Origin of the sequence: Mailhella massiliensis, from assembly GCF_900155525.1 — a bacterium.
GTDB classification, from domain to species: Bacteria; Desulfobacterota; Desulfovibrionia; order Desulfovibrionales; family Desulfovibrionaceae; genus Mailhella; species Mailhella massiliensis.
Genome location: NZ_LT706951.1, coordinates 769,545 through 784,062, shown reverse-complemented (window position 1 = coordinate 784,062; position 14,518 = coordinate 769,545). Strand labels below are relative to the sequence as shown.

Sequence of the window (14,518 nt, the reverse complement as noted above, 5' to 3'; positions counted from 1 at the left end):
CTTCCCTTAGTTCTTTCCCTTTTCTACTCTTCCACAAAGCCGAAGTTGGTGATCTTCAGCGTACGGCAGTTTTCGGAAACAGCGCGTATCGTGCTTGGCTGGAGGCCTTTCGGAGCAGAGGCCTGCACGTCGAAGCGTAGTTCCACGGTGACGCCGTTTTCCTGCGTGAGGACGGAGACCACCTCTTCGAGGATCTTCTGCACGGCGCGGTTCACGCGGGTGGTGTCGAGCTGAGTCGAGAGGTAGAAGCTCATGCTCTTCGGCGCAGGCGGGGTGGGCTGAACCGGCTGGGGCGCGGGAGGCGTAGGAGTAACAGGAGCTGGCCTGTCAGGAGTAGGCACGACAGTTTCAACGACAGGCGGCTGTACCGGCGGAGTCGTGGCTTCCTTCTCCCGCCCTATCTGCGTCTTGGCGGCCTTCACCTTCACAAGGTAGCCGCTCTTTTCGGGGCGGACACTCTGGCCGAGCTTCAGGCTGATATAGCGGTCTTCGCCCACGGCGGCGGCATAGCCAAAGAATTCCTCTTCGCTGAGGCCGCTGACAATAGCCTCTTCCAGAACGTCATAGCTCGCCAGTCTAGGCAGATAGCAGTAGGTGCAGAGCCATTCCCAGAGCTGTTTGATGGCAATATGGTTCACGCCCTGCCACAGCAGGTTATCCAGTTCCATGAGCAGGAGCGCCGGAGCCCACTTGGTCACAGCCCATTCATTTTGCAGGAGCTTTTTAGCCGCGCGGCTGATGAGTCCGTCACCGCTCAGGCGGGTACGTTCCCAGTCCAGCGTTTTGCGGTCGTAGGTGTCAACGCTCGGCACGAGGAGCCAGCACCACGCTTCCTTGAGCAGTAAGTCAACGGTCTCGTCACTGCGCTTGAGGCTGACTTCTGTTTCGCGGTTCTGCGCGGCATCGAGGTTCAAGTCCTGACTGTCTTCCTTAATAGATGTCCACGCGATGAAGCGCCGCACTTCCTGCTCGAGGTTGGCCATAAGGGCCTGATCTGCCGCAAGGAAGACCAGCATATTGCGGTACATACGCGGGGCAGTGCCGCGCTTTTCAAACATTTCGGAAACCGCACGCATGGCGGCGCAGTCCTGAGCCGACTGGGCGTAGCTTTCCGCCGGGCGCAGAACCACCAGCCGCACGGCCTGTTCATCCGGCACGTCCAGCGACGACGCCGGGCAAACGTGAATACCCGCAAACGGCGCTTCCTTACGCAGTTTCTTGAGGCGGCGTTCGATTTCAAACTCTACGTCCGAGGCCGCAACCTGCGTGGCGCGGTCTTCCACAGTTTTTCTCAGCGTGGGCCGCGTGTCGTACCAGAAGCGGTCGCCGGAAGGATTGGTGTAAAGGTAGGCCAGCTTGTTCTTGAGCGTATTGCAGGCGTCGTTGAACAGCGCCACCTGCTCGCCGGGCTGGGTCACGCCAAGGCGCACGCGCGACGCCTCAAGGCCACGCACGTTCTGCTGGCGCACCGTGGGCGCACTGCCCAGCATGATGGCGCGGGCCACGCGGCGGGCGGCGAGGATCTTGCCGTAGCGCGAGTTGGCCTTGTCCATCAGGTAGGGCACGGACTGCTTGCCGTCCACTTCCTTGTCCACGAGCGGGTTCCAGCCTTCGGAGAGGTGGCGGGTCAGCTCGTCGCGCACGTTGGGCACGTCCATGGGCAGGGAACCGGGCATGATGAGCAGGCCCGCGTCGTTGCCCATCCACAGCTCGTGGATGACCGCCGCCATGAGGCGCAGAACGCCGCGCGTACGCTGGAAGCGCTCCAGCGTGGCCCAGTCGTCGTAGAGGCGGTCGAAGACTTCAGGATGGATGGGGTAGCAGGAAACGAGGCGGTTCTTGTATTCAAGTTCCTTGGTTTCCAGCGGAAAATCCGACGTGTTCTCGCGGTACATGGCGCTGAAATGTTCGCACACCATGTCGCGCGCGGCGGGATTCTTGCAGTCGAGGAAGAGGCGGCGGCGCACGACCTCAAAACCTTCGTTGGCGGCCACGGGCTTCCAGATGGATTCCATGCGGCCGAAGGTGTGCTCGATGGCTTCCAGCGCGGTCTGCCCGGCCTCGCCGCCGATCTCGATGTTCGATTCGGGGATGGAGGCCACCACAAGGCTGTTGCGGCTGGCGCGGGCGGCCTCGGTTATCTCCTGAATAAAGGTGATGAAATTATCGAAAGAGCCGGACGGCAGGCCGTTCACGCCATAGATGCGCTTGGCGTAGGCCACGAGTTCGTCCATGAGGATGAGGCAGGGGCCGCAGGCGTCGAAGAGACCTTTCAGGGCCTCGGAACCGGGGGAAATGCCTTTCTTGTCGGCTTCTTTTACGAAGTCGTAGAGCTTGGGATTCTGGGCCGAGAGCGCGAGCTGGTAGGCCATTTCGCCCCAGAGCGTGCTCACGGTGATACCGGGCAGATTCTGCGGGCGCTTCACCTTGCTGGGGTCGAGCGCAGTGCCGACCAGCACTGCCGCGTGGACTTTGGGCAGGCTGGCAAGCCCTGCGGCCTCCAGAACCGGGCGCACGGCGGGAATTTTGTCCACGGAAACTGTGCCGCGCAGAAGGTGGTAAAGGGCCAGCATACTGTGGGTTTTGCCGCCGCCGAATGCTGTTTTGAGCTGGATGACGGGTTCGCCGTCCTTGCCGGAAACGCGTTTCAAGGCCTGCACCAGAAGGCCGGCCATGCCTTCCGTGACATAGGTTCGGGCGAAGAATTCCACCGGGTCGCGGTATTCGTAGGAGCCTTCGCCGCGTGCCACCTGCGAGAGGTCGGCGGCGAACTCGGCGTTGCGGTAGCGGCCCTGCGCCACGTCGGGATGCGGTTCGATGACATCGCGCCAGCTCGGCAGGTTGGCCGGGGATTCCGCAAGTATGCCGGAAGCCTTGGGCGCGGCGGGCGCGGCCTGCGGAGCGGCCTGAGCGGTGACAGCCGTAGAACCGGCGGCCGAGCCGTAGCGGGATTCACGCAGGAGAGCGCGAATCTCTTCGGTGGCTTCGGCGTCTATCTGCTCGCAGAGGCGAGACATGGTGTCGAGTGCGCGCCAGGTGTCGCTGTCGTTGAAATCGTCCGCGCCGATGTGAGCCAGCTTGTTGCGCACGCCCATGAGTTCCTTGGCCCATGTGCGGTGGTCGATGGAAAGACGCTTGCGGAACACGTCGCCCCACAGCGCATCGAAAAGTATGAGACAGCGCTGGATATCCAGCGATTCCATAAGCTTCTGATCCGGCCCTTCGAGAGGCAGGCCGCGCCGTTGAAGCTCATGCAGGGTGGTGAGCACAGCCTGCCGCCACCAATCCGGCCCATACTCCACACGGAGGGCGGCGCAGATGTACGGAGCAAAGCCCATGAGCAGGGCACGGAAACCGCGGAAAACGAGTTCGTTATTATTGGTCATGGCTAACTCTCATCAGATAAGGGAACCCTGCTGGGCGGAGCGGCGCACGGCGCGCAGTTCGGAAACCTTCTGCTGTATCTCGGGCCACGAGACCACGAGCGAGTTGTAGGCGTAGGCTTCGGCGTTCCAGCCCTTGCGCTCGGCAAGGGAGAAGAGGCGGTAGGCGAGGTCGCGGGCGCGTTCGGCGTCGGAGGGGTAGTCCATGCAGAGCATGGCGCAGGCCTCCACGCCGCCTTTTTCAAGGAACTGGCAAAGGTACTGGGTGAGCATCCAGAGGCAGCGGCCCGTGGAGCTTCGCGCCTCGGCTTTGAACTCAGGCAGTTCGGAGCGGTCGAACAGATGCACCACGCCCTTTTCGGAATAGACCAGCCCCATTTCGGCCAGACGTTCCACGGATGTGTTCTTGGCGCGGGCCAGCACGTCGGCCTCGCCGAACTTCATGTTGTTAAAGGCGAACTGCGTGTAGAGATCCACGCAGAAGCGGCTTTCGGCATCGAGCACGCCGTCCTGTTCCGAGAAATACAGGTCGAGCTCGGCGTTGATGGTTTGCAGGGCACTGCGCACGTTCATGGGCGAGCCGTCCGCCTCCAGCACGCGGCTGTAGCGAGAATACACGCCCATGCCCGGGCCTATGGCGGCCTGCGCCATATCCACCGGGGCGATGTTGCTGGACTGGAGCTTCTTCAGCGCTGTGCGGAGTTCGCGCTTCAGCTCGGCAATGAAGGAACGCCGCGTGCAGGAGGGGGCATCTTCCGGCCTCTTGCGGCAGACCAGCACGATGGAGGACGCGAGCGCGTTGGTGTTCATGCTTACAGAACGATACGCCTGCTCAGTACGAAGTGGCCAAGTGCCAGTGATGGAAAAGCCAGCTTGAATGATAGCGGAAAGCATGGTTTCCCAACCGGTAGATGCTGTTTGGCTGTCGTTTTGACTTTCATCAGAGTCGCTTTGTTTATACGCATAATAGATAGTGACAGGCACATCTTCCCGAGAATATTTGTAAAGCTGACAGCAGGTTTTGAACATGCCGTCTTCAAAGAATTCTCGGGCCTTTTCTTTGCTTCCTTCAAAACGGTAAGGAGTAGCCACCAGTTCTTCCGTCTTGGGAACGAGCATGGTGCGGAAAAGCTGAGGATAGGTAGCTTTCAAAGAACGCCGCAACCAGACATAAAAGAAGTCTGAAAGGTCGGCGTAGCCAATATTATCGTAATACGGTGGATCTGTAGATATGACTATACTACGAAGGCCGCAATCACTCTGAGCATCATGCTGTGTTGCGAAACCCCTTGTGGATGTTTTGGGGAGTTTTAAAATACAGTCTGCTACATATTGAACAATAGGTGAGAATCCACCAACAGCTTCGCCTAGTATATTAGTCTCAGGAAAGTCCCAAGTCATAGGGATTGCCTGTTTGCTAAACAAGTTCATCGGCTTTTCATTAGATGCAGACCATCTGGAAACAGAGGTCGAGAAATCAGCAAGACGATCAACTGCATTAGCCAAATATGTCCCTACAGCCTGCCCATAGGCCAATGCTCCAGAACCACCTTCGGCAAGAGATGTTTCATCGCTGTCCATTCCAGCAACCAGTGCATCACTCATGGCCTTCTTTTGGGCTTCGGTTACAAGGGTGCTAAATGTAGTGAGTGCTGTAAGTTGGCGATCTGTGAATAGGTCAGAAAAATTACTTAGGTTCAGGACTCATTAAATATAAAAGATGACAATGGCAGCGAGACAAATGGCCGAAAAGAACGTGTGTGCACAACGGTCATAACGCATGGCTATTCTGCGCCAATCCTTGAGTCGGCCAAACATGATTTCTATCTTGTGCCGCTGCTTATAAACCTCCTTGTCATAGACCACCGGAGTTTTTCGGCTGTGTCTGCCAGGAATGCACGGCGTGATTCCTTTACGGGACAAGGCATGACGAAACCAGTCGGCATCATAGCCTCTATCCGCCAGAAGCTCCCCGGCCTGCGGCAGAGTATCAAGCAGGACAGCAGCGCCTTTGTAATCGCTCACCTGACCGCCGGACAGATGGAAGGCCAACGGTTGACCGAAGGCATTGCAGACAGCGTGGAGTTTTGAATTCAGGCCGCCTTTTGTGCGTCCGATACATCGGGAAAGGCCCCTTTTTTCAGCAAACTTGCTGCTGTCCTGTGTGCCTTGAGATGTGTGGCATCAATCATCAAGCGTGTTGTGGAGCCGTTTTGCTCAACAAGCTCCGCAAAAATCCTGTTAAAGACACCCAATCGGCTCCAGCGGATAAAACGATTGTAGAGAGTTTTGTATGGTCCATACTCGCGCGGAGCATCTTTCCATTGCAGGCCGTGCTTGATGACATAGATAATGCCGCTGATGACACGTCTGTCATCGACTCTCGGAATGCCATGGGAACGTGGAAAGTAGCGTTTGATACGAGCAATCTGTTCATGAGAAAGATAAAAAAGTTCCTTCATGGCATCCTCCCTATGCCGACAATAAGAACTTCTTATCCTTTTGGCAAGTAATGAGTCCTGAGCCTAGACCATAATTGGGAGTGTTAAAATTTCTAGGATTCTGCGGCAGAAGAGCATCGGGATAATCTTCTGGTCTTCCGGTTTGGGCAGCATTTGCATGAATACTATCTGCGGAAAGATATAAACGACCATTTTTTCCATCGACTACGACAGCCATAAGATGAGCAGACATAGCTCCGGCTCTTCCCTGTTCGCGAATATAGGTAAACGGTACAGGGGTACCGCAACAAGCGCATACTGCCCCCTTACGGTTTACCGTTCCTTCAATGTTTGGTTTGCCGCTATGGTGCACTTCATAGGATGCCGTCCCATTTTCAAAGTGCGGTTCAATCCAAGCCGCCTTGCCCTTCTTTTTGGAAAGTACAAAATTATTCACCAGTGGGACTTCACAGCCACAGGCAGGATTCGAGCATTTTATTGTCCTCGCCCAAATCCATGCGATAACGGTCGCCTTACCTCCTCCCAGTTCAATGGGGACTTGTACCGTAGGATAAAGATGACCTATACGCTTGACAGCTTCCTGCTTTATCCATTCGCCGTAGTAACGCACGTCTTCGGCAAGGCCGGTGGCACCGCGCCACGAGCGATCCTGCCCCAGCTTGGCGCGGGCTTCGGGGTTCACGGGAGCCTGCCCGGCAAAGCGAGGGGGGATCTCAATCATGGCCTTGTTTATCATCACGGCCACGGGGTTCAGGTCGTGGGCATGAGCTTCAAGCCCCAGCCTCTGGGCTTCCAGCGGGATTGCACCGCCACCCGCGAAGGGGTCGAGGAACACCAGCGGCTCTTCGCCCATGTACTTCTTTATTTCGGCGCGAGCCTCGTCCATCAATTCCTCGTCATTGACATTTTTCCAGTTTGAAAGACGCGCCAGGAGGGAGTGCAAACGCTGTCGTTCTTTTTCCTGCTCCTGTTCCGTGGGGAAAAGTTCAGGGTGAGAGGAAGGATCGTCCACCAGAGAAGACCAGATAACAGCGCGGGCGGCGGCCAGCGGACGGCGGGCCCACCAGTGATGAATGCCGCGAGGATGTGGGCCAATGCCAGGCATTTTTTCATAAGCAGATGCGTCATTTATCGCTTCCAGCGGAAGTGCGACTTCGATGAGTTTCTTTATCTGGCTCATGGCTTACCCTTCGTAGATGATTTCCGCATTGCTCATCAGCGCGGAAAGGTTGAAAATACTGCCTTCCGAGCTGAAGTCCGGCGAATTCACAAAGGGCCGTTTCAGGTAGGTCGTGCGGGTGCGCGGGCCGTCCACTTCCACAAGGGCAAGGATGAACTGCTCTGGCTGGTTCAGTGCGGTAAGGATCTCGTTGCGTGAAACGATGACGTTGGTCGCCCCGGCGGCGCGGCCCTTCACCTCGATGAAACGCAGGCTGGGCACGCCTTTGGCGAGGGCGTCCGGCACGGAGCTTTCGATGTCGTAGCCGCATTTTTCCGCGCTCACGTCGCGGGGCAGGAAGCCCTGCGCGCGTTCGGCTTCCATCACCGCCTGCATGGCCGCCATTTCTATGGTTTTGCGGGCGCGGGCGTCGGCGCAGAATTCCGGTGTGGCGCGGCCCGTGAGCTTCGCCATCAGTCCGCCGGGAATGATGAGCGCCCCGCCGATGATGACCGGCGGCAGGGCCGAGATGGTGCGTTCGGCGGCCAGCTCGTCCATGCGGCGCTTGAGGCGGGCGGCCAGCTCTTCGGCGCGGCGTTCCGCCATCTGGGAATTGAGCTGGGAGTTGCGCTTGCCCGCGTTCTCCTTGAGCTTGAGGTCGGCGGCGCGGTAGTCCCAGTATTGTATCTCGGTGGTGAGGCGTTCCTTGACGGCCTTCTCGGTCTTGTCGATGAGCCGTTCCTTGCGGGTGCGAACCTCGTTCAGGTGGCCGGGGATGAGCCGCGTCACGGCGTGGCCGAGGGCGAGGCTTTCCACGCCGCCCGCAAGCCAAGCCTTGCCGCTGGCGTGTTCGAGCGCGGCCTGCCGCTCTTCGCCAGAGGCGGGGCGATAATCGAGGTACGGCGCATAGCCTGCGTTGGAGGCCGTGCCGTCTTCGCTGATTTCCACAAAATGGATGTTGCGCGAGATGACGCGGCGGCTCCCATCGGCAAGGAGCGTGCCGTCCTGAATGGTGTGCTCGATGTAGAAGAGCAGGCGCGCGGATTCGCCACTGTCGTTCTCGTCCACCAGCACGGCCCCGCGCTTCAGAAGGTCGCCGGAGCGTTCGCGCATCACATCGAGCACGGCTTCGAGCAGGGGATGCCCGGGGCAGATGAACGCGGCAGGCACAGCGCCCTGAATGTTGCGGTAAGCCTTGTCGAAGCAGATGCGCTCGTAGCGGGTGAGCACGGGCTCGCCGTTGCCCACCTGCATATCGCGGCTCCGCACGGCGTGGGGAACGAAGGTGATTTCCCAGCGGCCCTTCTCGCGCGGGGACATGCGGCCGCCCAGTTCGCGGAACGCCTCCTTGAAAAAAGCTTCGATGAAATGCGGCTGGAGGCGGCGGGCTTCCATGCGCTCCATGTTCTCGCGGATGACGGCCACGGTTTCGGCGTCCATCACGTTCTGCGTGAGCGCGTGATCCTGCACCAGCTTGCGTATGGCCTCGCGGTCGAAGGCAGAGTCCATGTCGGCATCGAGGCGGGTCTGCACGGCGGGGTCACTGCCGTGGCGCACGGCTTCGATGAGCAGTTCGCGCAGGGGGCGGTTGTTGAACGTGACCTTGCCGAGTATGTCGAAGACCTTGCCGCCCAGCGCCTGCTTCTCCTGCTCCAGCTTTTCAAAGAGCTTTTTGAAGACTTTGCCTTCGCGGGTCTCGGCGGCAACGAGGTTCCAGAGCCAGCAGTCCTTGGTCTGGCCTATGCGGTGGATTCGGCCGAAGCGTTGCTCTAACCTGTTGGGATTCCAAGGTAAATCATAATTCACCATAAGGTGTGCCCGCTGGAGGTTGAGACCTTCGCCTGCGGCGTCCGTAGCGATGAGGATGCGCACGTCCTTGTCCTGCTTGAAGCGTTCTTCCACCTTGCGGCGCTCGTCGCGGAGCATTCCGCCGTCGATGACCACCACGGCTTCCTCACTGCCGAGGAGCGAGCGAATCTTGCCGGTGAGGTAGCGGAGCGTGTCGCGGTGTTCCGTGAAGATGATGAGCTTTTCGCGTAAGCCGTCCGAATCGAACATGCACTCTTCGTCCTGAAGCAGGCCGGAGAGTTCTTCCCATTTGCGGTCTTTGCCGCTGGCGCGCACGCGGGCTGCCATAGCTTCCAGCACCTTGAGCGTGGCGATTTCCGCTTCCAGTTCCGCGATGGTGGACGCGGCACTGGCGCGGTCGGCCACCTGCTCTTCGGCTTCTTCCAGCTCGGAGGAGGGCAGGTCGTCGTCATCGAACTCCGCGTCGGCAAGGTCGAGGAGGGCGTGGTCTCGCTCCCACATCTGGGCGCGCTGGCCGAGTCGTTCTTCTTCAAGGCGGCGTTCAAGGCGTTCCTTGCGGCGGCGCAGTGACTGGAAAATGGCTTCCGGCGAGGACGCGAGGCGGCGCTGGAGAATGGTGAGCGCGAAGCCCACGGTAGTGCGGCGTTCGTTGTTCAGCTTGTCCGCGCGGTTGAATTCGTTCTCCACGTACTCGGTCACGGCCTTGTAGAGTTCGGCTTCCTGCGGCGAGAGGCTGTAGTCCACCGTGGCGGCGTGGCGGTCGGGGAAGAGTTTAGAGCCGTCGAACTTCAGGAGTTCTTCCTTCACCAGGCGGCGCATGACATCCGACACGTTGACGGACTGTGCGCCGGTGCGGGAGGCACCGCCGAAGCGATCCTGATCCACGAGCGCGAGGAAGAGCTGGAAATCTTCTTCCTTGCCGTTGTGCGGCGTAGCGGTGAGCAGGAGGAAGTGCCGCGTGATGCTGGAAAGCAGGCGGCCGAGCTGGTAGCGGCGCGTCATTTTCACGTCGCCGCCCCAGACCGTGGCGGACATCTTGTGGGCTTCGTCGCAGACTATCAGGTCCCAGTCGGTGACGCGGAGCTTGTCGAGCAGGTTCTCGTTGCGGGCCAGCTTGTCGAGCCGCGCAATGGCGAAGCCCGCTTCCTGAAACACGTTGCCGGAAGCGGCGGCTTCGATGCGCTCGTTATTGAGTATCTCGAAGCGCAGGTGGAACTTGCGGAAAAGCTCGTCCTGCCACTGCTCGGCCAGCGAACCGGGGCTTACGATGAGGCAACGCTTCAGATCGCCGCGAGCGATAAGTTCCTTGATGAACAGGCCGGTCATGATGGTTTTGCCCGCACCGGGGTCATCCGCAAGGATGTAGCGCAGGGGCAGGCGGCCCAGAAGTTCCTGATAGACAGCGGAAATCTGATGCGGGAGCGGCTCGACATCGGATGTGTGGACGGCGAGGTACGGGTCGAAGAGGTGGGCGTAGTGGATGCGCCACGCCTCGGACGCAAGGCGGAGCTGTGCGCCGTCGGCATCGAAGCTCCACGGCAGTTCGGCCTTCTGGAGCGTGAGCGAGGGCTCGTCTTCCCGATAGAGAAGGCGAGTGCCCGGCGTGCCCCGGCTGTCCTTATAGGTGATGTCCAGAACGGCGTTGCCGTACCACTGGGCCGCCACGATAGTTACGGCTTCCTGCGGTGCGATGCCGAGAACACTGCTGCCGACGGTGAGTTCTTCAAGCTTTGCCATGGAACCTCCGATCGGGGATGGAGGTTTCCTTCCTGTATGTTTCCAACGACTTATCTCTGCTGACCATGCCGTTATCCCTTGGGAATACGCCCGCCGGCCTTGCAAAAAGGTGTACTTTCTTGCAAAGGGAAAATTGGGAGGATGCTGGCAGGCCAGTCAGAAGAGGCGGAGTTGTAACTTTGCTAGATTTATGGCAAAAATGGAGTGCTCAATTTTGCGCTCACGGCTTGCAAGAAAGTACACTTAGCTACAGAAATCTTTAACAATTCTCCTTTTCATCCGATTTTCTTCTCTTTGCATGGTAGCGGAACGTGGAGAGCGGAATCCCACAATTTTTCGCGGCCTGAGTTCCGGAAATCTTTCCTTCGTTCCATAGCGAAACCATGCGGCTGAAGTTCTCAGGCAGAGGGCGGGCTTCGCGTCCGAAGCGGACACCGCGAGCCTTTGCCGCCGCTATGCCTTCGGCCTGCCGCTGGCGTATGTTCTCGCGTTCCTTCTGGGCTACGAAGGACAGCAGTTGAAGAACAAGGTCGGCAATCAGCGTACCGACCAGATCTTTGTCACGGTGCGTGTCGAGAAGAGGCATATCGAAGACCAGAATGTCCACCTTCTTTTCGCGCGTCAGGATGCGCCACTGTTCCTGAATTTCTTCGTAGTTGCGCCCCAGCCTGTCTATGCTCGTAATGCAGAGCTGGTCGCCGGGGCGCAGTTTTTTCATCAATGCCCGGTAGCGCGGACGGTCGAAGTCCTTGCCGGACTGCTTATCTATATAGACGCGGCTTTGCGGTATGCCGCGTTCCGCCATGGCGATGAGCTGGCGGTCCTCGTGCTGATCGGTACTGGATACGCGGACGTATCCATAAACCTTCTCCATAGGCGGGCTCCTTGCGGTGGCAGTGCGTCGGCACGGTTATTCGGTCTCGCTGGGCGTGGCGGGAGCATAGGCTTTTGCGGAGCTGGTAGGCTGGGAGGCAGGCTTCCTTACGCGGCGCGTGGAGCTGGCCTTGCTCTTCTGGGACGTCTCCTGCGCCATATCGTGCATATACTTGGAGAGCGTGGAGAGTTCGATATACACTCTGTACTCCTTCAGCTTTTCAGCGATTTCTCTGGTGGTGAAGCCGCGCTTTTTCATGTCTCGAAGTGTCGGATAAAGGGCACGGATAGCCTCGCGGAACGTCATTTCGTGGTTGCCTTCCAGCGTCTTTTTCTCGTGCTGAAGGTTGGGAAATTCCGCTATGATCTTGCGGACAGTCTCAGTATTGGTTTTGATCATAGATTCATCCTTTCGACGTATGCATTGCGTCGGGTTAGAGGTTCACCGATTCCCGGTCGAGCGGGACGGTCGCCCACGCTTTGCTCCTGCAAAGCATAGTGGGCTATATCTTGGGCCTTGGGCCAAGGTTTGGGGAGTGCCGATTAGTGAAAAGAGAAGGAAGGCCCATCGTCTTCGTGGGCAGGCGTAGATTTGCGTGTGGTGAGGCAGGTTTGCCGCTCCATTTCGGCACGGAGTTCCTCTTCCTGCTTGTCAGCGAGGAACCTCTCAAAGCGCGGCTTTTCGTCCGGTTGGGCAATGAACTCTTTGAGCGCATGAGCCTCCCCTTCGGCTTTTCTCTTTTGTGCTTTGACTTCCTCAAGTTCTCGGAGGAGGCGGTCGATCCTACGGGCCTGTTCTTTCAGTTCGCGATTTCGCTCGGCAAGAAGTCCATCAACGATTTCCTTCCGTCCCTCCAGAATGGCCTTTTCGGCTAGAGCCTTTTTCTGCTCCTCAATGACGCGCCGCGCCTGAGCCAGCACAGTCTTGAAGTTGAAGAGCGTGGCTTCGGGCAGTTCTTCGTTGCGACTGAGATAACGCTCGGCCACGCGGGCCTGCTTCTCGTAGTCCTTGATCTTGCCCTTGAGATGCTCTTCGAGTTCGTTCGCGGCGTAGAGCGTATCGAGCGCATGGCGCAGGACTTTCACGTTATCGGCGGCGATGCGCTCGCGCTCTTCCTTTTCCTGCTTGAACTCGCGGGTGTTCAGGTGGATGCGCCGCGCGCCGGGAACCTGCTCTACGCCGCGCTCAATACGGAAACCGCAGGATTGGAGATGTGCGGGTAGCTCACTTTGCAGGCGGCGCAGGCTTTCCCGCGTGTAGATGGCGTTGGCGTTGAGCCGACCGTCCGGCGTCACCGGGACGTGCAGGAAGTGCATGTGCGGCGTTTTTTCGTCCATGTGGATCATGGCCGAAATGACATTCTCACGCCCCACGAAACGGGTGAGAAAGTCGCGGCTCTCCTCGAAGAATCGCCGCTGTTCCTCTGGTGGCAGGCGGGCAAAGAAAGGCAGGTCGGAGGTGACAATCAGGCCGCAGAGCACAACGGCGTCTTTGCGCACGGCCTTGGGCAGGTTGAGTGCCTCGATTCTGGCCTGCACCGCGCGGGCGTAGTCGCGCAGTTCCGGCTGGTGCAGGTCGTAGTTTTCGTGGCTCTTCTCGTGCCGGATGTCGGGATTGGAACGGCTTCTCCGCTCGCGCCTGTTGTGGCTCTGGATGCCGCGCAGCGACTCGCGCTTGAACTTATCCATATGAAGGACGAGGTACGACATAGCGGCTCCCTAGTCATAGGCGATGCTCGCCGTGTTGATGCGCTCCATGAGGGCACGGATGTCCCCCACGCGCCACGCTGACGTGCGCGGCCCGAGCTTCACGGGCTTGGGAAAGACGCCGCTTCGGCAGCCCTCCCACCATGCGCTCTTGCTGATGGGGAAGATCTTGAGGAGCTGGGGCAGGCGGACATAGCCGACTGCGGGAAGTGCTATTGTTTTTTGCATAAGGAAAAACCTCCTTGGTGGATTTAGCACCTCGGAGGTTAGGAAAAACGGCGGGAAATGTTCGGGAAGAAATCGGGAATTTTCCGGGAATTTTGTGGAAAACCGGGAAGATAACGGGAATCACTCCTGACGGATGCTCAGGCGGGCGGCGCGAAGCAATAGTTTATCCACGTGATTGCGATAGGATTTGTCGTCACCGAACTCCTTCGGGGAGAGCAACCTGCCGACCTGAGTTTTGCCAAGCTTGCACCAGTTCAGGAGAACGTGGGCAGTGACGCACTCGTCGAAGTCTTCCTTCATGGCATCGCGCACGGAGGCCGGAGCTTTGCCCATCCAGAGTGAAGACGGAACAACGATGTTTTCGGCAGAGGGCAAGGACGAGACGGAGGCTTCAACGGGAATTTCGGGCTGGATTTCAAGCTGAATGTTAGCGGCAGACGTGACGAGTCTGTCCAGAATGGAGTTCACCACGCGGTGCGTTAGCCCCTTGACCTCGCGCTTCAACGGATAGTCGCCAAGAAACTCGATGACCGCGTCACGGTCGGCCATCAGCGTTCCCGTCATATTTCTGGAAATAAAACTTACGAGATAGGGTTGGCCGGCCTTGAAATGCCTGTAATAATCTTTTCGGGGAGGCTTACGGTCAAGCTCCGTGAACTCGAAATATTTATAGAGGATGTCGCGCTCTTCTGCGGCAACGCTGTGACCATCCTCGAAGGCCGTATCGAAGAGGTAATCCAGTCCTAGCCGGAACGGCTTGTAGGAAACAAGTTTGATGAGCTGCATGAGGTAGCGCACCATCTGCGTGCCGTAGAATATGGGATAAAAGTTGGACTGGTGACGGCTGTCGGGCTCGGGAAGCTCGGAAAGTTTTTCCTGCGTGGACGGCAGAGATCCAGTGGCGGCGAAGTGCCAGTACTTTTCGTAGGTTTCTGCCCAGAGTTCTTTATAGAAGAGCTGCTTGCGCTCCCATAGCTTCTGGATCAGGTCGTAGAGTTCGTCGTCAGTCAGGCCGTACGCGGCCTGGACTTTGCCAAGGGGAATGTGGACGTTTTCGGGCATGTCTATAGAGCCTCCTTTTGTTAGAGAGGAATGAAAAGAAAGGGAATGTGTCGGGAGAAAAAGAGCGCGGCGGGAAGTGCCGCGAGAGAAAGAAGGGG

10 protein-coding genes are annotated in these 14,518 nt (G+C 58.4%); all 10 read right to left on the bottom strand.

Translation table 11 applies throughout. The features are described from left to right. Window positions 1-23: 23 nt before the first annotated feature. The 10 genes from CZ345_RS09185 to CZ345_RS09130 all read right to left on the bottom strand — a co-directional run bounded on the left by CZ345_RS09185 (window position 24) and on the right by CZ345_RS09130 (window position 14,420). On the bottom strand, window positions 24-3,386 hold the full coding sequence (locus CZ345_RS09185; RefSeq protein ID WP_077072828.1) for a Swt1 family HEPN domain-containing protein: 3,363 nt from the start codon (window positions 3,384-3,386) through the stop codon (window positions 24-26). A gap of 12 nt (window positions 3,387-3,398) precedes the next feature. Beyond that, window positions 3,399-4,193 (bottom strand): hypothetical protein, encoded by a 795-nt coding sequence (locus tag CZ345_RS09180; protein ID WP_077072827.1) that lies wholly within the window; start codon window positions 4,191-4,193, stop codon window positions 3,399-3,401. 897 nt (window positions 4,194-5,090) lie between these two features. Beyond that, window positions 5,091-5,845, bottom strand: a protein-coding gene (locus tag CZ345_RS16240; protein ID WP_239446597.1) for an IS5 family transposase whose coding sequence is annotated in 2 segments (ribosomal slippage) — window positions 5,091-5,512 and window positions 5,512-5,845 — 756 coding nt in all. Because the reading frame shifts where the segments join, the coding sequence is not laid out codon by codon here. A gap of 10 nt (window positions 5,846-5,855) precedes the next feature. After that, window positions 5,856-7,025, bottom strand: coding sequence for a DUF1156 domain-containing protein (locus tag CZ345_RS09160; protein ID WP_077072825.1), 1,170 nt, complete (start codon window positions 7,023-7,025; stop codon window positions 5,856-5,858). A 3-nt stretch (window positions 7,026-7,028) separates the two neighbouring features. Next, the gene (locus CZ345_RS09155) at window positions 7,029-10,550 is read right to left on the bottom strand and encodes a helicase-related protein (RefSeq protein ID WP_077072824.1); all 3,522 of its coding nucleotides are present in this window, start codon (window positions 10,548-10,550) and stop codon (window positions 7,029-7,031) included. A gap of 259 nt (window positions 10,551-10,809) precedes the next feature. Next, a complete protein-coding gene (locus CZ345_RS09150; protein WP_077072823.1) occupies window positions 10,810-11,424 on the bottom strand; it encodes a recombinase family protein in 615 nt (204 codons plus the stop codon). Window positions 11,425-11,460: 36 nt separating this feature from the next. Continuing rightward, complete coding sequence (locus CZ345_RS09145) at window positions 11,461-11,823, bottom strand: hypothetical protein (RefSeq protein ID WP_077072822.1); 363 nt, start codon at window positions 11,821-11,823, stop codon at window positions 11,461-11,463. 143 nt (window positions 11,824-11,966) lie between these two features. After that, window positions 11,967-13,133: a MobV family relaxase gene (mobV, locus tag CZ345_RS09140; RefSeq protein WP_077072821.1), complete on the bottom strand. Its 1,167-nt coding sequence runs from the start codon at window positions 13,131-13,133 to the stop codon at window positions 11,967-11,969. A 9-nt stretch (window positions 13,134-13,142) separates the two neighbouring features. Further along, a complete protein-coding gene (locus tag CZ345_RS09135) occupies window positions 13,143-13,358 on the bottom strand; it encodes a helix-turn-helix transcriptional regulator (protein WP_077072820.1) in 216 nt (71 codons plus the stop codon). A gap of 120 nt (window positions 13,359-13,478) precedes the next feature. Next, entirely contained in the window at window positions 13,479-14,420 is a 942-nt protein-coding gene (locus CZ345_RS09130; protein WP_077072819.1) for a hypothetical protein, read from the bottom strand. Between the last annotated feature and the right edge of the window lie 98 nt (window positions 14,421-14,518).